This window comes from Ramlibacter tataouinensis, assembly GCF_001580455.1.
Taxonomy (GTDB): domain Bacteria; phylum Pseudomonadota; class Gammaproteobacteria; order Burkholderiales; family Burkholderiaceae_C; genus Ramlibacter; species Ramlibacter tataouinensis_B.
In genome coordinates, this window is record NZ_CP010951.1 from 1,660,472 (window position 1) to 1,684,570 (window position 24,099).

At 68.4% G+C, this 24,099-nt stretch carries 21 protein-coding genes and 1 riboswitch; of the genes, 3 read left to right on the top strand and 18 right to left on the bottom strand.

Going from position 1 to position 24,099, the window contains the following annotated elements:
• Positions 1–16: 16 nt before the first annotated feature.
• Positions 17–676: a 3,4-dihydroxy-2-butanone-4-phosphate synthase gene (gene ribB, locus UC35_RS08010; protein WP_415752704.1), complete on the bottom strand. Its 660-nt coding sequence runs from the start codon at positions 674–676 to the stop codon at positions 17–19.
• Positions 677–798: 122 nt separating this feature from the next.
• Positions 799–970, bottom strand: a riboswitch (FMN riboswitch).
• A gap of 104 nt (positions 971–1,074) precedes the next feature.
• Here ribB and UC35_RS08015 point away from each other — a divergent pair.
• From UC35_RS08015 to UC35_RS08025, 3 genes are read left to right on the top strand one after another with little or no spacing between them, the layout of a single operon-like run.
• Positions 1,075–2,004: a DMT family transporter gene (locus UC35_RS08015; protein ID WP_227820495.1), complete on the top strand. Its 930-nt coding sequence runs from the start codon at positions 1,075–1,077 to the stop codon at positions 2,002–2,004.
• Positions 2,005–2,056: 52 nt separating this feature from the next.
• Positions 2,057–2,959, top strand: coding sequence for an aldo/keto reductase (locus tag UC35_RS08020; RefSeq protein WP_061497853.1), 903 nt, complete (start codon positions 2,057–2,059; stop codon positions 2,957–2,959).
• Positions 2,960–2,965: 6 nt separating this feature from the next.
• Positions 2,966–3,574, top strand: a complete 609-nt coding sequence (locus UC35_RS08025) for a DUF6064 family protein (RefSeq protein WP_061497854.1) — start codon at positions 2,966–2,968, stop codon at positions 3,572–3,574.
• Between the two features lie 36 nt (positions 3,575–3,610).
• Here the strand turns inward: UC35_RS08025 and UC35_RS08030 are convergent, their stop codons facing one another.
• From UC35_RS08030 to UC35_RS08110, 17 genes are all read right to left on the bottom strand, one after another.
• Complete coding sequence (locus UC35_RS08030; protein WP_061497855.1) at positions 3,611–3,838, bottom strand: LuxR C-terminal-related transcriptional regulator; 228 nt, start codon at positions 3,836–3,838, stop codon at positions 3,611–3,613.
• Between the two features lie 9 nt (positions 3,839–3,847).
• On the bottom strand, positions 3,848–5,287 hold the full coding sequence (locus tag UC35_RS08035; protein ID WP_061497857.1) for an aldehyde dehydrogenase family protein: 1,440 nt from the start codon (positions 5,285–5,287) through the stop codon (positions 3,848–3,850).
• A gap of 16 nt (positions 5,288–5,303) precedes the next feature.
• Positions 5,304–6,272, bottom strand: coding sequence for a Bug family tripartite tricarboxylate transporter substrate binding protein (locus tag UC35_RS08040; protein WP_061497862.1), 969 nt, complete (start codon positions 6,270–6,272; stop codon positions 5,304–5,306).
• 10 nt (positions 6,273–6,282) lie between these two features.
• Positions 6,283–7,416 carry an ABC transporter substrate-binding protein gene (locus tag UC35_RS08045; protein ID WP_061497863.1) on the bottom strand — a complete coding sequence of 378 codons (1,134 nt, stop codon included), beginning with the start codon at positions 7,414–7,416 and terminating at the stop codon, positions 6,283–6,285.
• 67 nt (positions 7,417–7,483) lie between these two features.
• A complete protein-coding gene (locus UC35_RS08050) occupies positions 7,484–9,403 on the bottom strand; it encodes a PD40 domain-containing protein (RefSeq protein ID WP_082792935.1) in 1,920 nt (639 codons plus the stop codon).
• Between the two features lie 26 nt (positions 9,404–9,429).
• Entirely contained in the window at positions 9,430–10,605 is a 1,176-nt protein-coding gene (locus UC35_RS08055; RefSeq protein ID WP_227820496.1) for a lactonase family protein, read from the bottom strand.
• Positions 10,606–10,718: 113 nt separating this feature from the next.
• Positions 10,719–11,651 (bottom strand): helix-turn-helix domain-containing protein, encoded by a 933-nt coding sequence (locus UC35_RS08060; protein WP_227820497.1) that lies wholly within the window; start codon positions 11,649–11,651, stop codon positions 10,719–10,721.
• Positions 11,652–11,692: 41 nt separating this feature from the next.
• Positions 11,693–12,586 (bottom strand): hypothetical protein, encoded by an 894-nt coding sequence (locus tag UC35_RS08065; RefSeq protein WP_061497865.1) that lies wholly within the window; start codon positions 12,584–12,586, stop codon positions 11,693–11,695.
• 27 nt (positions 12,587–12,613) lie between these two features.
• Positions 12,614–14,158, bottom strand: coding sequence for an acetolactate synthase large subunit (locus UC35_RS08070; protein ID WP_061497867.1), 1,545 nt, complete (start codon positions 14,156–14,158; stop codon positions 12,614–12,616).
• Positions 14,159–14,161: 3 nt separating this feature from the next.
• Positions 14,162–15,022, bottom strand: coding sequence for an HpcH/HpaI aldolase family protein (locus tag UC35_RS08075; RefSeq protein WP_061497869.1), 861 nt, complete (start codon positions 15,020–15,022; stop codon positions 14,162–14,164).
• Between the two features lie 27 nt (positions 15,023–15,049).
• Positions 15,050–16,048, bottom strand: coding sequence for a protocatechuate 3,4-dioxygenase (locus UC35_RS08080; protein ID WP_061497871.1), 999 nt, complete (start codon positions 16,046–16,048; stop codon positions 15,050–15,052).
• A 52-nt stretch (positions 16,049–16,100) separates the two neighbouring features.
• On the bottom strand, positions 16,101–17,360 hold the full coding sequence (locus UC35_RS08085) for an MFS transporter (protein ID WP_061497873.1): 1,260 nt from the start codon (positions 17,358–17,360) through the stop codon (positions 16,101–16,103).
• A gap of 21 nt (positions 17,361–17,381) precedes the next feature.
• Positions 17,382–18,227 carry an amidohydrolase family protein gene (locus UC35_RS08090; RefSeq protein ID WP_061497875.1) on the bottom strand — a complete coding sequence of 282 codons (846 nt, stop codon included), beginning with the start codon at positions 18,225–18,227 and terminating at the stop codon, positions 17,382–17,384.
• Positions 18,228–18,231: 4 nt separating this feature from the next.
• Positions 18,232–19,257, bottom strand: coding sequence for an amidohydrolase family protein (locus tag UC35_RS08095; protein WP_061497877.1), 1,026 nt, complete (start codon positions 19,255–19,257; stop codon positions 18,232–18,234).
• Between the two features lie 21 nt (positions 19,258–19,278).
• On the bottom strand, positions 19,279–20,250 hold the full coding sequence (locus tag UC35_RS08100; protein ID WP_061497879.1) for an ABC transporter substrate-binding protein: 972 nt from the start codon (positions 20,248–20,250) through the stop codon (positions 19,279–19,281).
• 247 nt (positions 20,251–20,497) lie between these two features.
• A complete protein-coding gene (locus UC35_RS08105) occupies positions 20,498–22,849 on the bottom strand; it encodes an efflux RND transporter permease subunit (RefSeq protein WP_061497881.1) in 2,352 nt (783 codons plus the stop codon).
• The gene (locus UC35_RS08110; RefSeq protein WP_227820498.1) at positions 22,846–24,018 is read right to left on the bottom strand and encodes a WD40/YVTN/BNR-like repeat-containing protein; all 1,173 of its coding nucleotides are present in this window, start codon (positions 24,016–24,018) and stop codon (positions 22,846–22,848) included. Before UC35_RS08110 ends, UC35_RS08105 begins: the two co-directional genes overlap by 4 nt.
• Positions 24,019–24,099: the final 81 nt, after the last annotated feature.

The following is a 24,099-nucleotide window of genomic DNA, read 5'->3' on the forward strand; positions in this document are numbered from 1 at the left end:
CGGAGTCTCAAATGGCTCAACAGCGGTGGTGCCGCCGGAAGTCCGCCACCGCCGCCACCGTGGTGCACGGCAGGCCGTGGGCTTCGGCAAAGGCGCGCACCTGCGCGCCGCGCGCCATGGTGCCGTCGGAATTCATCAGCTCGCAAAGCACCCCGGCCGGCGCCAGGCCGGCCAGCACGGCCAGGTCGACCGCCGCTTCGGTGTGCCCGTCGCGCTCCAGCGTGCCGCCCGGGCGCGCAATCAGCGGGAACACGTGCCCGGGGCTGACGATCTCGCTGCGCTCCAGGGTGGTGCGCAGCGCGCACTGGATGGTCTGCACGCGGTCGGCCGCGCTCACACCCGTGCTCACGCCGTGCGCGGCCTCGATCGACTGGGTGAAGGCGGTCGCGAAGCGCGAGCGGTTGATCTCCACCATGGGCCGCAGCTTGAGTTCGCTGGCCTTGTCCGGCGGGATGCACAGGCACACGATGCCGCTGCCCTCGCGGATCATCATGGCCATCACCGCCGGGGTGATGCGCTCGGCCGCGCAGATCAGGTCGGCCTCGTTCTCGCGTTGCGCATCATCGAGCACGAGCACCGGCCGGCCCGCCGCGATCGCGGCGAGCACCTCGGGCAGAGGTGAAAGGGGAACGACGCCCGGATCGCGGGACGCCGAAAGGGAAGCGGTGGAAACCATCGACATGAAACGCTCCTGTTGGTTGAACAAAAACGCTTCAAGGCACGCAAGAACGCTGACGCCCGCCGTGGGCCCGACACCCAGGCTCGCGGCAGCACATCGCCGCATGGACCAGCCACGCAACGAATCTTCTTCCATCCGGACTGAGGAAGGAAAACCTTCCAACACCGTCGGCCTCAGCATCGCACTGAGTCTGCTGACCTTCCAGGCTACGGGAGACTGGAAGCGCTCGCGGGCTCGCGGCTCGCGCCGCTTACCGCCGGTGGGGAATCACACCCCGCCCTGAAGACCGCTTGACTATAGCGGCTCGCATGGCCGCGGGCAGACGCGTGCGCGACGCCCCTCGGACCACTCGGAATTGCAAGCTCCGCTATAGTGGTCGCGCAAGGAGTCGAAAGGTGGCAGTTGGATCCAAGCGCCACGTGCTGGTGCGGCGCGCGGCGGTAGCGCAGCGGCGCGCATCGCGGCTGCCGCCCACGGTGCGCGGCTTGCTCTGGTCCAGCGGCGCGGGATTTACCTTCGCCCTGCTCAATACGCTGATGCGCCAGCTCACCGTGGAAGTCGGCGCCTTCGAAACCCAGTTCCTGCGCTACGCCTTCGGCCTGGCGGTGATGATGCCGCTGATCCTGCGCGCCGGCATCGCGGCCTACCGGCCGCACAACATCGCCGGCCAGTTTGCCCGCGGCGCCGTCCACACCGTCGGGCTGCTGCTGTGGTTCGCGGCGATCGCGCACATCACCATCGCCGACACCACCGCGATCGGGTTCACCGGGCCGATCTTCATCATGCTGGGCGCCGCCTGGATGTTCCGCGAGCGCATGCGCTGGGAGCGCTGGGTGGCCGCGGGCATCGGCTTCGCCGGCGTGCTGATCGTGGTGGCGCCCAAGCTGGCCGGCTCGGGCGGCTGGTACACGCTGGTGATGCTGGCCTCGGCGCCGGTGTTCGCGCTGTCTTTCCTGATGACCAAGGGCCTGACGCGCCATGAACGCCCCGAGGTGATCGTGGCCTGGCAGTCGATCTCGGTAGCCCTGCTGAGCCTGCCGATGGCGGCGCTGCACTGGACCATGCCGAGCGCCTGGCAGTGGTTCAGCTTTGCCCTGTGCGGCGTGCTGGGCAGCCTGGGCCACTACATGCTCACGCGCTCGTTCTCGGTGACCGACATCTCGGCCACGCAGTCGGTGAAGTTCCTCGACCTGGTATGGGCGACGATGCTCGGCTGGCTGGTGTTCGGCGACATGCCGAGCCAGTCGACCCTGATCGGCGGCGCCGTGATCTGCGCGGCGACGCTCTGGATCGCGCATCGCGAAGCGCGCCGCATGGTGGCCTGAAGTCGCGCTGCTCCTAGCGCATGGCCGGCAGCCTGCGTGCTACGCTGGCCGCATGCAAAGGCGCCCGCTCCTGCTGTGGCTTCCCGCATCGCTGCCGGCGAGCGCCTGGGCCCAAGCCGGGACGGCCGCGCCACTGCTCACCAGGCCGATCCCCTCCTCCGGCGAACGCCTCCCGGCGATCGGACTGGGCAGCTGGATCACCTTCAACGTGGGCGACGATGCCGCGGCGCGCAGGGGCTGCGCGCAGGTGATCGGCGAGTTCTTTGCACGCGGCGGCCGGCTGATCGATTCCTCGCCCATGTACGGCTCCTCGCAATCGGTGATCGGCGACGCCCTGCAGTCCCTGGGGGCGCGGGCGCGGGTGTTCTCGGCCGACAAGGTCTGGACTTCGAGCGACGGCGCCGCGCAAGCCGAAGCTTCGCGGCGCCACTGGCGAGTGGACCGCTTCGACCTGCTGCAGGTGCACAACCTGCTGGCCTGGGAGAAGCAATTGCCGCTGATCGAAGCCATGAAGGCGCAGGGCCGGCTGCGCTACGTCGGCATCACCACCTCGGAGGGCCGGCGCCACCGCGAGATCGAGCAGATCATGCGCAGTCAGCCGCTCGATTTCGTGCAGCTCACCTACAACCCGGTCGACCGCGAAGCCGAACAACGCCTGCTGCCGCTGGCCGCCGAGCGCGGCATCGCGGTACTGGCCAACCGGCCGTTCCAGGAAGGCGCCTTGCTGCGGCGGCTGCAGCGCCATCCGCTGCCGGCGTGGGCGGCGGAAACCGATTGCGGCTGCTGGGCCCAGCTGGTGCTGAAGTTCATCGTCACGCACCCGGCGGTGACCTGCGCCATTCCGGCCACGAGCCGCATCGAGCACCTGCGCGAAAACATGGGCGCGGCCCAGGGCCGCCTGCCCGATGCGGAACTGCGCCGCCGGATCGCCGAGCACATCAAGCAGCTCGTGTAGGGCGCCATGTCCGAGTGGTGGACCTACCGGCTGTCGGATTTCCTGATGTTCTCGCCGCAGGCCTACGGCCGGCTGGTGGAGACCTACAACCAGCAACTGTGGCCGGGGCCCCTGGCCGCTGGCCTGCTCGGGGTGGTGGCGCTGGCCCTGGCGATGCGCGGCGGCGTGGGCGCGGGCCGCGCGCTGATGGCGCTGCTGGCCCTGGCCTGGTTCTGGGTGGCCTGGGCTTTCCTGACGCAGCACTACGCGACCATCTTCCTCGCGGCCCCGCACCTGGCGCTCGCGTTCGAGATCCAGGCCTTGCTGTTCGCGCTGCTGGCGTGCGCCCCGGTCACGCGCAGCGCACCCACAAGCCGCCTGGCCAGGCGGACCGGCATGGGCCTCGCGGTGCTGGGCCTGCTCGGCTATCCCCTGCTGGCGCCGGCGCTGGGACGCCCTTGGAGCCAGGCCGAGGTGTTCGGCTGGATGCCCGATCCCACGGCGCTGGTCAGCTTGGGACTGCTGCTGGCCAGCGGCTTGCGGCTCGCGCGCGTGCCGCGCTGGCTGCTCATGGTGGTGCCGGCGCTCGCGCTGGTGTTTGGCGCAGCGACACAGTGGGAACTGTGGAAGCGCTAGCGTTGGCGTTCGGGCGGCGGCCCTTTGCGCAGCGGGCTACTCATTGGCCAACAGGCACTTCCGCGTCAGGTGCCACAAGTCGATCGGATGGCCCAGCGGCAACTTGGCGCAGATGGCCCGGCTGACGAGGCCGATCGTCTTCGGAGGCAGGTGCAGTTCCGACGCGGCCTCGGCATGCGTCACGCCTCGCGCGAGCAACCTGAAGACCGTCAACTCGCGCTCGTCGAGCAGATCCGTCGGCGACTGTTCCAGCCGAACGTTCATGGTGACCGCTCAGGCGTGCGTATACGACGTCTTCAGGGTCGTATAGAACTCCGCCGCATGGCGCCCTTGCTCGCGCGCCCCCCAGCTCGATCCCTTGCGGCCGCCAAAGGGCACGTGATAGTCGACCCCGGCCGTGGGCAGGTTCACCATCACCATGCCGGCTTGCGCGTGTCGTTTGAAGTGCGTGGCGTATTTCAACGATGTGGTGGCGATGCCGGAGGCCAGGCCGAAGGGCGTGTCGTTGGCCAGCGCCAGCGCGTGCTCGTAGTCCCGGGCACGCTGCACGCTGACCACGGGACCGAAGACTTCCTCGCGGTTGATGCGCATCCCGGGGGTGCTGTCCGTGATCAGCGCCGGGCTCATGTAGAAGCCGGGCTGTCCATCCACGCTGTGCGCGATGGCCTCGCCGCCGAGCACCAGCCGACCGCCCTCGGCCTGGGCGAGGTCCACATACGCGCGGTCCCGCTCCAGTTGCGTTTGATCGACCACCGGGCCGATGTCGGTGCCCGGCTTGCGCGCGTCATCCACGGTCAATGACTTCATGCGCTCGACCATGGCAAGCATGAAGCGGTCGTGAATTCCGTCGGTGACGATCAGGCGCGACGAGGCGGTGCAGCGCTGCCCGGTCGAGAAGAAGCCGCTGTTCACGGCGCAGTTCACCGCCACGTCGAGGTCCGCATCGTCCAGGACGATCATCGGGTTCTTGCCGCCCATCTCCAGCTGGAACTTGGCCATGCGGGCGACGCAGGCCGCCGCGACCTTCTGCCCGGTGGCGACGGAGCCGGTGAATGTGATGGCGGCAACCCGCGGGTCTTCCAGCAGCGTCGCGCCGACTTCCTGGCCCCGGCCCATCACGAGGTTGAACACGCCCTGCGGCAGGCCGCTGCGCGACAGGATCTCGGCCAGCGCCCAGGCGGATCCCGGCACCAGCTCCGCGGGCTTGAAGACCACGCAGTTGCCGTAGGCCAGGGCGGGAGCGATCTTCCAGGCCGGGATGGCGATGGGGAAATTCCAGGGCGTGATGATGCCCACGACGCCCAGCGGCTCGCGCGTGATCTCGACGCCGACCCCCGGCCGCACCGAGGGCATCGCCTCGCCGCCCGGGCGCAGCGCCTCGCCGGCAAAGTACTTGAAGATGTTGCCCGCGCGGACGACCTCGCCGATGGCCTCAGGCAGGGTCTTGCCTTCCTCGCGCGCCAGCAGGTCGCCCAGTTCGGCCCGGCGCGCCAGAACCTCGGCGCCCACGGCATCCAGGATGTCGAAGCGCTGTTGTGGCGTGGAGAGACTCCACGCCGGGAAGGCGACTTCGGCCGCCGCGATGGCTTGGCGCGCCTGGTCCGCGTCTGCCTGCGCATATTCGCCCACGAGGTCGCGGGTGTCCGACGGATTGATGTTGCGCGCGACGCCTGGCCCCTCCAGCCAGGCGCCGCCGATGAAGTTCCTGAACATGGTGTGTTGACTCTCTCTACTGCCGCGGGATGCCCGCCTTGTCGATCAGCGCGCGCCACTTCGCAATGTCGCTGCGCATGCGTTGCGTCATCTGCTCGGGCGTGCTGGCCTTGGCCGCGATGCCCAGCGCCAGCAGCTTGCCCTGCAGCTCCGGCGATTCGATGGCCTTACCGATCTCCTGCGCCAGACGCTTGACCACCTCGGGCCGCGTGCCGGCGGGCACGGCGATGCCATTCCACGAACTCGCCTCGAAGCCGGGCATGCCGCTTTCCGCCAGGGTCGGGATCTCCGGCAACCCAGGGTGCCGCTTGCTCGAAGCCACGGCCAGCGCCTTGACCGACTTGCTGCTGATCTGTCCCTGGATGGCCGGCAGCATCTCGATGGCGGCATGGACATCCTTGGCGCGCATCGCGCCGACCATGTCGCTGGTCGTCTTGAAGGGCACGATCACCACATCGATGCCTGCCCGGGCCTTCAGCATCTCGGCGGCCAGGTTCTGGGTGCTGCCGGTCCGCGCAGTGCCGATGTTGAGCTTGCCCGGATGGGCCTTGGCGAAGGCAATGATGTCTGCCACCGAATTGAAACCGGACTGCCTGTCCGTGACCAGTGCGAGGTCGAAGGTCGCGAGGGTCGAGACATGGATGAAGTCCTTCATCAGGTCATACGGCAGCTTGGTGAAGAGCGCCGAGGTGAGCGCGGTGCCGCTGCCGGCCATCAGCAGCGTGTAGCCGTCCGGCCTGGCATGCGCCACCATGGAGACGGCTGCCACCGGAACCGGCCGGTTTTCGACGACCACCGGCTGCCCCAGGCTGTCACCCATCTTTTGGGCCACCATGCGCGCCACGATGTCTCCGGTGCCACCGGGAGCAAACGCCACGACCAACTGGATGGGCTTGGACGGGTAGGACTGGGCCCAGGCCAGCCCACCCACGGCCGCCAGTGCCAGTGCAGCGAGCCAGCGCTTCAGGGAGTTCTTCTTTCGCACGGCGTTTCCTTCAATACACCAGCCGGCCGGCGCCGTTGATCACTGCGATGTCAACGAAGCTGCTGCCCACGTTGTCCCTGGAGAAATCGACGTGGTAGCCGCCGAGGTCGCAGTCACCCATCGCGCGCAGCGCGCGCGCTAGCCCGGCGGCTCCGGCTTCGCGGGTGCGGCGCAGCCCCTCCGCCAGCACCCGCGCGTTCACGTAGCCCTCCAGGTGGAACACGGTGTAGGGGCCCGTTACCCCGGCGCGCTTCATCGCGTCCTGGAAGCGGTGCTGCAGCGCCATCTTGCTGCCGTTGGGATTGGGGAACACCTGCGCCAGCGCGACGCCGCGTGACGCCCCCTCGGCGGCCTGCATGACCATGGCCGGCGGCACGTAGCTGAGGGCGTAGACGGACTTGGCATGGCCCGCCTTGCGCAGCGCCACGATGGCGTCGGCCCCGAACTTTGGGCTGCCCAACACCAACGCGCTGTGCGACGGCGTCGCTGCGGCGCGCGCGGCCGGCTCCGCCAGGGATGCCGCGTTCGCGGCAACCGTGAACGTCGTGAGCTTCACGTTCAGGCTTTCGGCAGCCTTCACGGCCGCCGCCAGCTGGGACTTGCCAATGGGGACATCCTGGACCAGCACGGCCATCTGCGTCATGCCCAGCGTGACGGCGTGGCGGATGATGCGTTCGACCTGCTGCCGGTCGCCCGCACGGATGTGGAACAGCTTGGGATGGCCCGGGCTGCGCAGGCTCTCGGCACCGGGAATCGCGTTGAGCACCAGCGTGTCGGCGGCATCCAGCAACTTCTCGTCGAGCATTCGCTGGATGGAGCGCGTGCCCACCGGCGACAGCAGCGCGACCGGGCGGCGTTTCATGGCCTCGGCGAACTGGCGCACGAAGCCCTCGTCCTTGTAGCCGTCGTCCAGTTCGAACAGCGCGAGCCGGCGTCCGTTCACGCCGCCACCCGCGTTGATCTGCGCGAAGGCCGCACGGATGCCCTGGTTGACCTCCCGCGCGTCTGGCGCCGGCATGCCGGTGAAGGGGCCGATCTGACCGGCGACGATGTCCTCGCCCGCAGACCAGCCGCGGCTCGGCAGGATGGCGGCGGCCGCCGCCGTGGCGGCCAGCAGGCCGCGGCGTTTCAAGTCGATGCGCATGTTGTCTCCGGGGCCCTGACGCGCAGGGCCGTTGCATGGCGTCTGGCGCGCCTCTCTTAGGTCCCTGTCAACCGCGGGATCCCGGCGGCGTGTACTGCGGGGTCGAGTCTTCCCAGATGCTGTCGGTCAGCTGCCGCTTGTTGCGCCCGTCGGCGTCCATGATGAACAGCTGTCCGTACGGCTGGAAGGTCTGGTCGTACAGGCAGGCTTCGTCGCGGTAGCCCGCGATCGCGCTGTTCCACAGGATCTGCTTGCCGCCGTTGGTCCACACGGCGTGGCCGTCGCTGGCCTCGCTGGTGGTCAGGCGGCGCAGGTCCGTGCCGTCCGGGCGCACGGTGTAGATGTCGAAGTTGGACCACTTGCTGCCCTCCTTCTTCACCCCGCGCGTGAACATGATGCGGCCGCCGTCCGGCGACCAGATCGGCAGGTTGTCGTACCCGGTCGTCAGCACGCGCACCTGGCGCGTTTCCAGATTGAGCACGCGCAGGCCCATCTGCTTGTCGTAGCCCTGGCCGTCCCTGGGCCAGGCGCGGAAGACGACCTCCTGGCCGTCCGCCGAGTAGCTGGGGAAACCCGCGTTGAAGACAGTGTCGTCGGTCAGGACTTCCGCGCCGCTGCCGTCCCGGCGCACGCGCATCAGCTTCGCGCTGCCCTTGCCGCGCTCGGTGAACCAGTTGCCCAGGCCGAACACCACCCATTCGCCGTCGGGCGACCACACCGGGAAGAAAGCGCCGGCCAGGCCGCGCTTGACGAGCACCGGGTCCAGCCCGCTCTGGGCCACGTCGTAGATGCGTTTCCGCTCGGAACCGTCCGGGCGCATGATGTCCACCGATGAGTTCTCGCCCTTCGCGGTGAGCACCAACATGCCGTCCCTCGAGAAGGCGGGCCACACGTCGGTGTAGCGGTACTCGCGGTCCGCGTCCCAGCTGTAGAGGGGCTGATCCTGCTTCCAGCCGCCCCAGGTGAACTTCTCGTACACCAGCTGCCGGCCGTCCGGCGACCATGCGGGCGTGCGCAGCCGGTCGATCTTGACCGGCGTCTTGCCCGCGGCGGTGGAGTACAGGCCCGCTGCCGGCCCGCCCTTGCGACGGTAGACGATCTCGTCGTTGGAGATGTATTGGGCGCCGAGCTTCATGCCCGGGCCGCTGGTGTGCACGGTGCGCTGGCCGGTGGCGACGTCCACGGAAACGATCTGCGATTCGATCTGTGGCAGCAGGTCCGGACGCAGCACCCAGTAGGTGTACTCGGCCAGGGTCTCGTAGAACAAGATCCGCTTGCCGTCCGGCGACCACTTGGGCGAGCCGAGGCAGTGCTCCGGCCGGCTCGCCACCCGGCGGAAGCCGGTGCCGTCCGCGCGGATGACGTAGATGCTCAGTTCCTGCGTGTGCTCCCAGCCCGCGCCGTCGTGATGGCCTTTCCACTCCGTGTTGCGGTCGGACGAGAACGCGATCCACCGGCCGTCCGGCGACCAGGCCGGGCGGAAGAAGCCGTTCGGCAGGTCCGAGCGGCCCTGCACGCCCTTGGCGCCGGTCAGGTTGCGCAGCTTCCGCGTGCGCAGGTCGAGCGTCCAGATGTTGGCGCGAAAGCCATCGCGCGTGCTGACGAAGGCGATCTTGCCGCCGTCGGGGGAGAAGACGGCCGCATCGTCCACCGCGGGCGAGTCTGTCAGGCGTTCGGCCTGCGTGCCGTCGGCGCGGGCCCGGTAGATGTTGGAGTTGCCCAGGCCATCGCGCTCGGACGTGAAGACGATCCACTGGCCGTCGGCCGAGAAGGACGCGTTGTAGTCCAGGGTGCCGCTGTCGACCAGCTTGCGCTCGCCGGACCCGTCGGCGTTCGCGATGTAGATCTGCGAGGCGACCGGGCCGATGCGGTTGAGGAGCAGGACGCCCTGCTTCTTCCTTTCTTCCGCCGCGAGCACCGCCAGCGGCTGCTGGCCGAAGGCGACGAGGGACGCCGAGGCGCCACCGAGAAACTTCCTGCGATCCACGATTGTTTGTCTCCTGCGAAGTCTTGTTAGGGGATGAATGAAACGCTCACCGGCGAGGGTGATTCCGCGGCCTGCGCGGTGTCCGTCAGCCTTCCGGACTGCAAGTCGATGCCGAACAGGTTCATGCGGTTGCTGCGGTAGTTGGCGACCAGCATCCACTTGCCCGAGGGATGGATGTCGAAGGCCCAGGGCGCCTCGCCGCCGCTGGGCAGGCGCTGGAGCAGGCTCAAGGTCCCGGCCTCGGGATGCACGCGATAGGCGAGCAGCGCGTTTTCGCCCCGGTCGGCGACGTAGATGAAACGGCCATCGCGGCTGACTGCGATCTCGGAGGCGCTCTTGCTGCCCTGGAACTCCGGGCTCGAGATGGCCAGCGACTGCACCTGCGTCAAGCGACCGTCCTGCGGGTCCCAGCGCAACACCAGGACCTGCGCGCTCAGTTCGTTGAGCACGTACACGAAGCGACCGCTCGCGCCGAAAATGGCCCGGCGCGGGCCGCTGCCCGCCACCGTGGCGAAAGTCCGGGGAGGAGAAGCGTCGTCCGGCGACAGCGCACCGGTCGTGCGGTCGAAGCCGTAGACGAACACGCGGTCCGCGCCCATGTCGGCGACCAGCGCGTAGCGGCCGGAAGGATCGATCGCGCCGCCATGCGCGTGGGCACTCGCCTGGCGGCGATGGGGCCCGGACCCCGTTGCCTGCAGCGTGGCCAGGCGTGCGCCAAGGCTTCCGTTTTGGTTGACGGCGATGCTGGAGACGGAACCGCTGGCGAAGTTCGCCGCCAGCAAGGTCATCGAGGCGGTGTCCAGCCAGAGGTGCGTGGTGCCGCCGCCGCCCGCGGTCACCTCGTTGACTCGCGTCAACGCAGCGCTGGCGCGATCGAACGCGTAGGCGATGACACGGCCTTCCTTGCCGCTCCCGTCAATCGCGGCATAGACCAGGGGCAGCCTGGCGTGGGGAACGATCCAGCGCGGCTTGTCGACTTCCGCGGCCGGAGTGACCGCGCCCAGCCGGCCGGCGCAGGCGTCGAAGCGCAGCGCGCGGATGCGGCTGCCATCCGTTCCCAGGTAGGCGATGTCCGCCTGGCCGCAATCCGCTGCCGTGGCCGCCCGTGCGCCACCGAGGACCAGAGCCAGTCCTGCGAGCACCATCGCGATCCAGGGGCGGCGGCAGAGCGGTTGCGTCGAGTGTCGTTCCTGCATTTCCATGGCCAGCGAGCATATTGCCCGGTGACGCTGGAAGAATAGGAGAGCTTGGCGGGGACGTCCCTACACGAATGGCGGATTCGCTGGCACTTTTTGCAGGCGCAGCCCGCGCGCCTTCACATCGCGGGATGGGTCTGGTCGCGCGCCGCCGTGCGGAACTGACTGGGGGACTGGCCTACTTCCTTGCGGAAGAAGCGCGTGAAGTACGCCGTGTCGATGAAACCGAGGCCGTAGGCGATCTGCTCGATCGACATGTTCCCGAAGATGAGGTTGCGCTTGGCCTCGGTGATGAGGCGTGCGTGGATCAGCTTGGTGGGGCTGAGGCCGGTGGCGGCGACGCAGGCCGTGCGCAGCTGGCCGATGGAGACCGCCATCATCGACGCATAGTCCTGCAGCCGCAGGTTCTCGCGGTAGTGCTGGTGGACCAGTTCGCGGAAGCGGTCGGCCAGGCGGATCGCGTTGCGGGTGGCGCCTTCCTTGTCGATCTGGTCCAGGCGCGTTCCGCGCACCAGCATCAGCAGCAGCGAAGTCAACACGGCCTCGGTGCCGACGATGTGACCCACGATGCGGGACCGGATCTCCTGCTGCAGCTTGCTCACCAGGCCGTGGAACTCCGTCGCGGCCTCCGTGTCGTAGTCGAGCGAGATCACCCGGGGTTCGGTCCACAGCTGGCTGAACTCGGGCAACTTGGCGTTGACCTGCGCCAGGTAGGTGTCCTCGATCGTCACGACCCACCGGTCCACGTCGATTTCGTAGTCCAGGCCATGCACGCACTCGTTGGGCAGCAGCAGGGCGCAAGGGGCCTGGAATGGCACGCTGCGGCCCTCCAGGTTCATCACGCCCCGCCCATTGCGCACGAAGATCACCTGCCCGTAGGCCGGATGCGCGTGTGGCAAGGTCCGCCGGCGACCGCCCTGGGTGACGTGTCCGACGTTGACGAACCAGGATTCCTTCTCCGGATTCTCGACGTACAGGCGGACTTTCGGAACCGGGGCAGGGGCCGGTTGCAGGTGGGATTCGCGCTGGGTCCTGGCCATCGTGGAATGCATGGGCGTCCCCGGATTATGTGGCTGCGCGCGCGGTCCCAGGCTCAGCCCAGGCTGCCGGTGACCTCGTCGAACAATTCGTCAACCGACAGCCTGTGAGGAATGATCTTCTGGTCGAGCGCCCAGTCGATCGCCAGCTGCAGCCCCTTGCGGTTCGCCTCCAGCCCCAGGGGCGGGAAGACGGCGGGCACGCCTTCGGCGAGAGCGCGGCTCTCGGCAATCATCCGGTAGATCTCGCGCACGACGTCCGGCCGCTTCTTCGAGAGATCCTTGTGCACCACGAACATGTGGTTGATCGGCACGATGCCCGCGCGGGCATACCAGGTCTTGGCCGCGGCCTGCGCGTCCGGGACGAGCGTGCGCACGCGCGGGTCCTTGGGCATGTCCTCGCCGAGCAGCGCGGCGGCCAGCTCTCCCTCGAGCATCATGTCCGGAATGGAGGATGCGGCGGGCAGGCGCACGCAGTTCTCGGGATCCTTGTACTCGGCCAGGTGACCATCGCCCAGCGTCATCCAGGTCACCTTGTCGAGGTCGACGCCGTACTCGTGGCGCAGCACGCCGCGGATCCACAGGCCCGTGGTCTGCGCATAGGTCCGCACGCCGACCTTCTTGCCCTCGATGTCCCTGGGATCCAGGTGGCCGAAGTCGACGTTGAAGCCGGCGCAGTGGTGCTGGAAGCGCCCGGAGATCGGCGCGGGCAGCAGCACGTACGGCTTGCCGTAGGCCTTGGCCTGCAGGTAGGTGACGATGGCCAGCTCGCCCGCATCGAAAGCCTGCTCGCGCACCATGGCCTTGAAGCCGTTGTGCGCCGGCGTCGGGCCGCAGAAGTCGAGGGTCACGAGGTCGGACTTCACGCGCCCGTCCTTCATCGCCTTCGTCACCGCATAGTCGGCCAGGTTGGTGCGCAGGGCAGTCGCTTCGCTTGCTGTGGTGGGCATTGCTTGTCTCTTGGTGTTGGGGGTCATTCAGAGCCTGACTTCGATCAGGCGGGGTCCGGGCTCGCGGGTCGAATCGACCATGGCCCGGTGGAAGCCCTCGGCGGTGTCCACGGCGACGGCCGGCACGCCCATGCTCTTCGCCATCGCCTGCCAGTCGATGCGGGGCCGGTCGATGTCGATCATCGACAGGGCGCGCGCGCCCGGCACGCCCGCGCCCATGTTGGCGTACTCCGCCTTCAGGATCGCGTAGCTGTTGTTGGCGAAGATGATGGTGGTGACGTCCAGGTCCTCGCGCGCCTGGGTCCACAGCGACTGGATCGTGTACATCGCGCTGCCGTCGCCCACCATGCAGAACACGCGGCGGTCGGGGCAGGCCAGCGCCGCCCCGGTCGCCACCGGCGTCGCGTAGCCGATGGAGCCGCCCATGTTGTTGATCAGGTCATGGGGCAAGGCGCCCATCGTGAGGCCCATGGACTCGCGGCCGGTGGTCAACGATTCGTCGACCAGGATGCAGTGCTCCGGCAGGGCGGCGGCCAGCGCGCGCGCCACGCTCGCCGGGTTGAGCGCGCCCGTCGGCACCGGAGTTTCGATGCGCGGCTGCAGCGCCGGCCGCGCGTTCGTCGCGCCCAGCGCTTCCAGCAGCATGTCGAACGCCAGTTCGCTGTCCTCGTCCGCCTCCACCAGCGGATGCACCAGCGTGCCTTCGGCCTTCAGCAGGCTCGGCTTGTCCGGGTAGCTGAAGAAGGCGACCGGCTCCCTGGTCTCGACGGTGACGATGTGCCTGAACCCTTTCAGGAAGGCGATGGCCTGCGCCACGGCGTAGGGAATGCGCTCGATCGGCACGCGGCCGGCGCCGCGCTCGATGCGCGCGGTGAAGAACTGCGAGCCCAGCCGCGCACCGGTGGCGGCCGCCACCCGGCCGGCGCGCGCCAGCGCGGCGCCGCGCGTCGCCTTGTTGGCCAGGATGATCAGCGTCGGTTCGCCCGAGCGCAGCACGCGGGCCACGTGTTCGATCCGCGCTGCGTCAGGTGCCTTGCGCGTTGGCGCCGCGGGCGTCGGCAGCACCGGCGTGCCGGCCTGCTGCCACGAGGTGTCGCCAGGCAGGATCAGTGTCGCGACCTGCCCGGGATGCGCGGACGCCGCGGCCACCGCCTGCGCGGCATCCCACGCGATCGCGTCCGCCGAACCGGCGCGGCGCACCCAGTGGCTCAGCGGCCGTGCCAGGCCCTCGATGTCGGATGTCAGCGGCGGGTCGTACTTCAGGTGCGCGGCCGAGTGCTCGCCGACGATGTTGACCATCCCCGACGACGCGCGCTTCGCGTTGTGGATGTTCGCCAGCCCGTTGGCCAGGCCCGGCCCGAGGTGCAGCAGAGTCGCCGCGGGCTTGTCCTTCATGCGGTACCAACCGTCGGCCGCGCCCGTCGCCACGCCCTCGAACAGGCACAGCACGCTGCGCATGCCCGGGTTCTCCAGCGCCGCCAGGAAATGCATCTCCGACGTGCCGGGATTGGCGAAGCAGATGTCAACGCCCTGGCCGACCAGCGTGGCGACCAGGCTTTCCGCGCCGTTCATCTTTCAGTAGGCGGTGGCCGCTTCGCGCGCCAGGCCGACCACGCCGTAGGTGCGCTGCGGTGCCGACACCAGCAGGCGGTAGCCTTCTTCCAGCACACGCTTGTGGTTCTTGGCGCTGACGTGCGGATGGCTGACCACCACGTCGTGCTTGCGGCAGGTCTCGACAATCTTGCGCATGGCATCCGCCACTTCCGGATGCTCGTACTGGCGCGGGAAGCCCAGCTCCTGGCTGAGGTCGCCCTCGCCGATCATGATGAAGCCGATGCCGGGCACGTTGGCGAGGATGTCGTCCAGGTTCTCCACGGCCTGCACGCTCTCGCACATCAAGCCCACCAGGATTTCACCTTGCGGCGCCAGCGGCCAGACGTCGGCCTTGGCGTAGTAGTCCTGCATGCTCAGGCCCCAGTAGCGCGAGGCCGTGGCCGGGCCGTCGCCGCGCACGCCCTTGGGCTCGTACAGCGGAGCGTTCCTGGGCCGGGCATAGCGGCAGGACGCGACCGCGTTGTACGCCTGCTCCACGGTGGACACATGCGGCCACAGCACGCCGTAGACGCCGCGGTCCAGCACCTGCTTGGCAAAGGCCTGGTTCATCTCCACGCCGTTGGCCGGAATGCGGGCGATGGGGGTGACGCGCGGCGCGACCGAACCCGACTCGGCGATCTGCTTGCGATTGAGCAGGTACTGCAGCGCATCACCGAGCGCGGACACGTCGTAGGGGTTGTGCTCCATCTCGAACACGAGGCCGTCGTAGGGCGAGTCGCTCATGTCGATGGCGGTCTGCTTGTCGAGTTTGGAAAAGGCCGCAAAGGCCGGCTTGCCGGCTTCGAAGGCGCGGATGATGCTGTTCAGGCGGGTGTCGCTCATGGGGGGTTCTTTCGATTCAAATGGGGGTCAGGACGCGGCGTCCCAGTACATGAAGCCCATGCCCTCGCCGGTGCCGGCAGGGGTGCGCCAGCAGGGCACGTAGTCGACCAGCGTCATCTGGGCCCCGGTGTGCTGCAGGGCCATCATCACGGTCGAATAGATCTTGATCTCCGAGGTGCCCGACTGGTAGTAGCCGTTCGGGATGGCCGACAGTCCCTCGTAGTCGTAGCTCGCCAGCCGCCGCATGATGTCGCGGTCGAACTCCTCGTCGTTGACGAAGTGCGAGAGGCCGCCGGAGGCGATGACGGCCACGCGCACGTCCTCGGGCCAGGCCGCGATGGCGTCGCGCAGCACGCGGCCGAACTCGATGCAACGCGCCATCGACGGCTGCGTCGGCGGGTAGAAGAGGTTCATCAGCACCGGCACATGGGGCGGCGGGTTGTCGCCCATGATCTGGTGGTAGACGAAGCTGTAGGCGTGCGGCACGACGGGGTAGTCGGCTTTCTGCTTGAGCTGCTGCTCCATCCATACGTTCTCGGGCCAGGCGATCAGGTCGCAGATGTCAAAGCCCTTGTTCTGGAAAGTCTCGACCAGGTAAGTGGCGAGCTTCGGATGGCACTTGTGCACCACGTGATGGTCCGGCGCATAGACGGAGCGCTGCGGCGGGCCGTTGTGCACTTCCTCGCCCGAGTAGATCGCGATGGAAGGCGACAGGTCGGTGAAGATTTCCTTCTGGTCCTTGCCCAGGATGATCGCGACGTCGACCTTGGCGCGGCGGTATGCCGCCGCCATCTCGTCCAGCGCCTTGCGGCAGCGCGCGGCGCGTGCCGTTCGTTCCTCCAGGGTCAGGTACTTCTCGAACGCGCCGCCGCGGTGCGCCTCCAGTTCCGGATAGGTCCAGGTCCGGTTGCGGAACCACAGTGCCGGGTTGTTGCGATCGCGCTCGCCGTTCTTCAGCCAGTCCTCCGGCGCCTGCCCCAGCATCCCGCTGTGTGGCACCGCCATCCCGAATACGATTTTTGCCATGTCTGTTCTGTTGTTCTGTTGTTCTGAGATTCGATTCGTCAACTGACGACGGTCAGGCGGCCGCCACCTTGGGCGACCACTTGGGCCGCAGCAGGATGGCCGTGTTGGTGGCGCCGATCAGGAGGAAGATGACGATCACCTTCATCGGCAGGTCGTAGCTGCCGCTGACATGGAGGAGCCAGCCGGACAGGCTGGCGGATACGCCGCCCGCCAGGCTGGTGGCCAGTTGCTGGACGCCGGTGGCCAGGCCGATCGCCTGCCTGGGGATCAGCGTCAGCTTGCACAGCGCCAGGTTGTTCGCCGTGGCCAGGCCCAGCAGCGTGAGCGAGCACACGTTCCAGAACAGCGCGCCCTCCAGCGTCGTCGCGTGGGCGCCGAGCAGCACGGTGCTGCCGCCGATGAAGCCCGCGATGACGAAGGCCTTGCGCACGAACACCGCGTCGCGGCCGCGCTCGATGATCCGGTCGGCGAGCCAGCCCGCGGCCGTTGCGACGATGGCGATGCCCGCGAAGCTGAAGAAGGTGTACAGGCCCGACTTGCCCAGCGAAAGGCCGCGCTGCTCGACCAGGTAGGCCGGCATCCACGTCATGCAATAGAACGTGAAGTAGCCGTAGCAGAAGTTGTTGATCATCGCGCCCCAGATGACGGGGCTCTTGAGGATGCTGCCCAGCGACACCGAGGACGCCCGCGTCTTGGAGAGCGCCAGTTCCGTCTTGCCGGGTAGGTCGTTGCGGGCCAACATGAGCCACGGCAGCAGCCACATCAGCCCCAGCAGGCCGGTGGCGACGAACATCAGCTTCCAGGAGTAGCTCACGATCAGCCAGGCGGCGATGGGCGCACCGATGGCGGGGCCGAACTTGCCGCCCATCGACAGGATTCCCGCGGCCAGGCCCTTGTGGTTCTCGCCCATGTTGTTGCCGATCCAGCGGTAGCTGGCCGGGATCACGATGGCCTCGGCCGCGCCCACGATCAGCCGCATGAGGATCAGGCCCGCCAGCGCGGTGACCATGCCGGTGAGCGCCGTGGCCAGGCACCACAGGAAGAAGCAGATCGCGTAAGGCCACTTCACGCCATACCGGTCGACGACCCAGCCCATCGGCAGCTGCATGAGGCCGTAGGACCAGAAGAAGGCCGAGTTGAGCCAGCCTCGGTCGACGCTGGTCAGCGCGAACTCGGCCACGAAGTTCTTGTCCGCCAGCGCGGAGGACAGACTGGTGCGGTCGATGAAGGAGATCAGCAGGCCGACCGTGAGGAGCGCGAGGATGCCCCAGACGGGCGTGGCGCCTGGGCTTTTCGATGTACTTGTCTCCATCGTTCTTTCTCCTTCACTGGCTCAGGCCAGCCCCGGGTAGAGCTGCTGCGCGGTCTTTCCGAAGATCCAGGCGCGATCTTCCTCGTCAAGGCAGGCCAGTCCGGCCTGGGCGGTCGAGAGGATTTCCTCCAGCGTCCCGGGCGAGGTCGGGAAATTGGAGCCCCAGGCCAGGCGCCGCGCGCCGAAGGCCGCCACCACGCGCGGGAAGAAGGTTTCGGCGCTGGCCTTCTCCTTCCTCACATCGCCGAAGATGCGTGGCGTGAGCTTCATGTAGATGTTGGGAATATCCGCCAGCGCAAACAGGCTGGCCGCGTTCGCATACGGCGGGCCGTCGAGCACCTCGGGTCGGCCGAGGTGGTCGAGAATGATGTTCACGGAGGGGAACTTCCTGGCCAGCAGGGTGACTTGGGGCAAGCCGATCGGTCCCGTCTGGATGCACATGGGCAGGCCCAGTTCGGCCAGTGCGTCCCAGGCCTTGAAGGACTGGGGGTTGTCCAGCTCGCTGGGATCGAAATCCTTGGTGGAGCCGCCGGTGAAGATGCGCAGGCCCGCCAGGCCCTTGCCGGCCCAGCCGCGGACGGTGGCGGCGACGTCGTCAGCCAGCATGTCGACCGATCCGACCGCCACCAGCCGGTCCTTGTACTGGTTGCAACCGTCGACGACATAGGAATTGTCGAAGCCGTAGGTGGTGGACGAGTGCACGACGGCGGCCTTGGCCACGCCCGCCGCGTCCATGGCGGCGATCAGGGCCTCGACGGTGCTGGGACGCTCCTGCGACCAGTCCGAGCGCTTGCCGAACAAGGGCGCCGGCGGGTAGCGCTTCTCATCGTCCGAGATGATGTGGGGGTGGATGTCGATGATGTCCATGTTCTTATTTCCCCTTGGCCTGCAGTTGCGCGTCCAGGCGCGGATAGACGCGCCGCGCATTGCCTTCGAAAATGGCGCGGCGGTCGGCATCCGAGAGCGCCCCACAGGCATCGAGGTAGCGCTTGGTGTCGTCGAAGTACTCGCCGGTGTTGGGGTCGCGGCCGCGCACCGCGCCGATCATCTCGGAGCCGAACAGCACGTTGCTGGTGGGAACGACCTTGGTCAGCAGTTCCACGCCCGGGTGGTGGTACACGCAGGTGTCGAAGAAGATGTTGTCCAGCAGCCCTTCCAGGGGGCGGTTGGCGATCTCCAGCGACATGCCGCGGTAGCGGCCCCAGTGGTAAGGCACCGCGCCGCCGCCGTGCGGGATGACCAAGCGCAGCGTCGGGAAATCCTTGAACAGGTCGCGTTGCAGCAGCTGCATGAATACCGAGGTGTCGGCATTCAGGTAGTGCGCGCCGGTGCCGTGGAAGCAGGGGTTGCAGGAGGCCGCCACATGGATCATCGCCGGCACTTCGAGGTCGCACAGCGCCTCGTACAGCGGATACCACTCGCGATCGGTCATCGGCTTGCCTGTCCAGTAGCCGCCGGTGGGGTCCGGGTTCAGGTTGCAGCCGACGAAGCCCATCTCCTCGACGCAGCGGCGCAGCTCGGGGATCGAGTTCTTCGGCGGCGCCAGCGGCGACTGCGGCAGCTGGCACACCGGCACGAAGTTGTCCGGGTAGAGGTCGCAGACGCGCCGCACCAGGTCGTTCGACACCTCGGCCCACTCGAGGCTGGTGCGCTCGTTGCCCAGGTGGTGGCTCATGAGGCCGGCGATCGGCGAGAAGAGCGTCAGGTCGCTGCCCCGCTCCTTTTGCAGCCGCAGTTGGCCGTTGCCGACGCCTTCGCGGATCTCGTCGTCGGTGACATGGGCTCCGGCGCGCGGCGGCGCGCTGGCCGGGTCGTTCGCGGACTCGACCTGCTTGGCCCGCCAGTTGCGGAAGGACGCGGGGACGGTCGTGAAGTGACCGTGGCAATCGATGATCATGCTGGCAATCCGTTCGCGGGGTCAGGCCTGGGGATCCACGAACAGCTCGCGGAGGGACATGCGGCGCGGCGTCAGCCCCTGCTTGAAGGCGGTGGCTTCGAGCGCCTCGATGGTCTTCAGGTTTTCCTTCAGCCCATAGGGCAGCGGATCGTGGCCGACGATCTTGCGCAGCTCCAGGTACTTCTTGTCGCCGGCGCTGTTGGCCTCGCCCGCGTCGAGCCGGGCCAGCCATTCCTGCTTGGCCTGGGCGAAGGCGTCGTAGATCGACTTCGCGATCCAGGGATGCTCGGAGAGCACCGAGTCCTTGACCACGATGGTGCCGTGCATCGGGTAGATGCCGGTGCGCGCGTAGTAGCCGGCTTCCAGCTCCGCGGCGTTCGGCAGCAGATCGGGGTAGTCCGCATCGACCTCCTTCCAGCCGCCCGTGGGCGCGCCGGTGCGGCCGATGCCGGCAGCCGCGGCAAAACCGGCGGACAGTTCGCCGCTGGCCATCATGTCGGCCAGCGAGCTTCCTTCGGGTGCGTGGACGACATTGCCCGGCAGCTTCAGCTGCTTGACGTGCTCCTCGTCATCGACCACCCAGGTCACCTTGGAGGAGTCCAGGCCGAATTCGTCGATCAGCACCTGGCGCGTCCACACGCCGGTGGTCACCGAGTAGGCGCGCACGCCCACCTTCTTGCCTTCCAGGTCCTTCGGCGTCCTGATGCCGGCATCGGGGCGCACCAGCAGGCCGGCATGGTGGAAGCGGCGCACCACGAAGATGGGCAGCGCGACGAAGGGCGCGCCGTAGGCGCGGGCGATGATGTAGGTGGTCGGCGCCAGCTCGCACACGTCGAACTCGACGTCACGCACCATGCGGCGGAACGCGCCGATCTGCGGCTGGACGGTGATGAATTCGGGATCCACGCCCTCGATGGGAATGGTGCCTTTGCGGATCGCCGAGGTATGCGGGTGTTCGGCGATGGCAATCTTCAGGCGGACTTTCTTGGACAAAACGTGCGTCTCCGGTGAGCGTCCTGTGGCCGGCTGCCAGGGGCTGCGGCCGCAGCGACAGGACATGTTTTCATTGACAGGCTGAAGGTTATGCGTCGCCCGTCCGAACGCCCATCTACAAAAAGCAGATTCGCTTGCACTTTCCTGTGAATCCGTCGGCCCGCGGCTTCAATGCCAGGTGCGATGCCCCGCACCTGGTCAAAGACTCCGGCGGACCAATGCTTTTTCCGATTCGGTTTCGCCTGCGTCAGCTGCGCATCGCCGCGGGCTTGAGCAGAAAGTGCGCCAGCGCCGGCAGCAGCACCAAGGCACCGACCATGTTGACCACGAACATGAAGGCCAGCAGCAAGCCCATGTCAGCCTGGAACTTGATCGGCGACAGCGCCCAGGTCGCCACGCCCAGGGCCAGTGTGACGCCCGTCAGCATCACGACCCGTCCAGTGAACAGCAGCGACTGCCGATAGGCCGCGCGCAGTGGCACGCCCTGGCGCAGCTGGGCCAGGATGATGCTCAGCACATAGAGCGCGTAGTCCACGCCGATGCCCACCCCCAGCGCCACCACGGGCAAGGTGGCGACCTTCAGCCCGATGCCCAGTTGCACCATCAGCGCCTCCGCCAGCACCGAGGTGACGGCCAGCGGGACGATGGCGCAGGCGGCGGCACGCCAACTGCGGAAGGTCAGGTAGCTCAGCAAGGCGACGGCCGCGTAGACCAGCAGCAGGATCCGGCGGTTGGCCTTCTCGACCACAGCATTGGTGGCGGCCTCGAAGCCGGCGTTGCCGGCAGCCAGCAGGATGTGGAGGTCCTCCCCGTCGTTGCGCCTGGCAAAGTCCTCCACCGCGGCGCTGACCCGGCGCAAGGTTTCGGCCTTGTGGTCGGCCAGGTAGACCTGCAGCTGCAACAGCGAGAAACCGGCGTCGACCAGCTGGCGCGGCGCACGCGAGCCGGCGGTGTTCAGCGCACCCTGGTTCGGCTGCAGCTCGTACCAGCGCGGGTTGCCCTCATTCATCGCCACCGCGGTCTGGCGCGCCAGCGAGGCCAGCGACTGCGTGCCCTCGACGCCAGCGAGCTGGCGCAGTTCCCATTCCAGCTCGTCGACGCGTTCCAGCGCGGCGTGCGCCATCGCGCCCTGCTCCTTGGTGCGCACCAGAACCACCAGCACGTCGCTGCTGGTCGCGTAATGCGTGGTCAGGTAGGCGTTGTCGCGGTTGTAGCGCGAGTCCGGGCGCAGCTCCGGAGCGCCGGCGTCGAGGTCGCCGACCTGCAGCAGCCGGCCCTGGTGCAGCCCCCATGCCGCCAGCACGGCGGCACCGGCGATCGCCGCCCAGGCCCAGCGCCGGTCGGTGAAGCGGCACAGCAGCTCCCACAGCCAGGCCCCGGCGCGCTGGGCGCCGGGCTCGTCCTTCACGGCGCGGCGCGCCGCCACCGGGCTGACGCCGGTGAAGCTCAAGAGCACCGGCAGCAGGATGAGGTTGGTGAACACCAGGATCGCGACCCCCAGGCTGGCGATGACGGCAAGCTGGCGGATCGACTGGATGTCGATCAGCAGCAGCACGGCGAAGCCGACGGCGTCGCAGGCCAGTGCGGTAAAGCCGGCGATGAACAGGCGCCGGAACGTGTAGCGTGCGGCGACCAGCCGGTGCATGCCGCGGCCGATGTCCTGCATGATGCCGTTCATCTTCTGCGCCCCGTGGCTCATGCCGATGGCGAACACCAGGAAGGGCACCAGCACCGCGTACGGATCCAACGCGAAGCCCAGCAGCGGCAGCAGGCCGAGTTGCCAGACCACGGCGACCAGCGAGCACAGCATCACGAGCAAGGTGCTGCGCAGGCAGCGCGTGTACCACAGCACCGCGGCGGTGGCGATCGTTGCCGCCAGCGCGAAGAACAGCAGCACTTCGCCGAGGCCCTCGATCAGGTCGCCGGCCACCTTGGCGAAACCGGTGATGCGCAGCGCCAGCTTGTCGTCGTCGTATTTCGCGCGCAACTCCTCCAGGCGCCGGGACAGCTGCGCATAGTCCAGCGGCTGGCCGGTCTCGGGGTCGCGCTCGGCCAGCGGCACGATCAGTGCGCTGGACTGGTAGTCGCGCGCCACCAGTTGGCCGACCTCGCCGGAGCGCTCGATGTTCAGGCGCACCCGCGCCAGCGCCGCCGGCGAGCCGTCGTAGCTGTCGGGCATCACGGTGCCGCCCTCGAAGCCGCTCTCGGTCACCGCCGTCCAGCGGGTGGACGGCGTCCACAAGGACTTCATCTGGCTGCGCACGACGCCGGGCAGCAGGAACAGTTCATCGTTCAGGGCGCGCAGGCGGGCCAGGTAGTCGGCATCGAGGATGCTGCCGCCGTCGCGGCGCTCGAGCACGATGCGCAGGCTGTTGGCCTGCGAGACGATCTTCTTGCGCTCGGCCAGGTAGTTCTGCAAATAGGGATGCGAAAGCGGCAGCATCCCCTCGAAGCTGGCATTGGGCGCGATGCGCGTGGCCTGCCAGCCCAGCAGCAAGGTCAGCACGAGGCACAGCAGCATTACCGGCGCACGGTGGTTGAATACCAGGCGCTCCAGGCGGCTGCCGGAGCTGGGGTCGAATGGCGGCGCCACGCTCATACGGTGGGCTTTCTTTCAGGAGGACCGGAGGGGTATGAATGACCGCCCGGGTGGGCGGCCTTCAGGTCGGCGGGCGTGAGCCGCAGCAGGCCGCGCATGCCGACCAGCAGCAGCGCGCCATCGTCGGCCTGGGCCAGGCCGGTGAACGGGAAGCGCTGCGTCAGCGCCACGGGCCGGAAGTGCTGGCCGCCGTCGCGGCTTTGCAGCAGCTGACCCGCGGCGCCGGCCAGCAGCACGGTACCGTCGGCCAGCTGGGTGCCGGCGATCAAGGAGGCTTCGACCGAGGTCTGCAAGGCGCTCCAGGCCTCGCCCGGTTCCGCGCTGCGCCAGACCCTGCCGCGCAGGCCCAACAGCAGCAACGGGCCCTCGCGCAACGCCAGCGCGCCGAACAAACTGCCGTTGGCCGGCGAGGCCTGTGCCGTGAACGGATCACCGGGCGACGCCGAGCGCAGCAGCAGGCCCTGCTCGCCGAACAGCAGCGTCTCGCCACGGCGCTCGACCACACCGTAGTAGCTCAGGCCGTCGGGATTGGGCAGGCGATCCATCTGCGACTGCCAGCCGCGCCCGCCGTCGCCGCTGGTGAAGGCCAGGCCGTAAGCGCCCACGGCCAGCAGCGTGCCGTCGGCGCGCTGCGCCAGGTCCAGAAGCGGCTTGTCCGCACCCTCGGCCACGAGGCGCGTGGCGTCCTCGACCAGCGCGCCGGCTCGCGCCGCCGCATCGCTGCCCTCCTTGCTGCTTTCGAGCTGCGCACGCGCGGCCTGCAAGGCCAGTGCCGCCGCGGTGTGGCCGTCCAGGCGCTTGGACCAGTTCGCACCGCCGTCCTCGGTCTGCAGCACAACGCCCATGTTGCCGACCGCCCAGCCGCGCCGGGCATCGGCGAAGCGCAGCGCCGTCAGCGTGCAGCCGACCGGCACCCGCGCCTGGGTCCAGCTCTGGCCGGCATCGTCCGAATAGATCACCAGGCCGCGCTCGCCGGCGGCCACCAGGCGCTTGCTGTTTCCTGCGCGCACGACCGCCTGCAGCACCGCCTGCGTGGGCCGCGCCACCCGCACGGCCGGCTGGTCCAGTGCCCGCGCCATGCGCTCGGCTGCACGCACTGCCGGAGCCACCAGCCCCAGGCCCAGCGTCCCCAACAGCGCACCGCGGCGCGTCATTCCTGCTAACTTCATCTTCGACCGCCTGCTCGTCTCGATCCCTGTGCCGCGGCCGCAAACAGCCGGAGGACTGCTTGCGGCCAGCGCCCGGGCTTC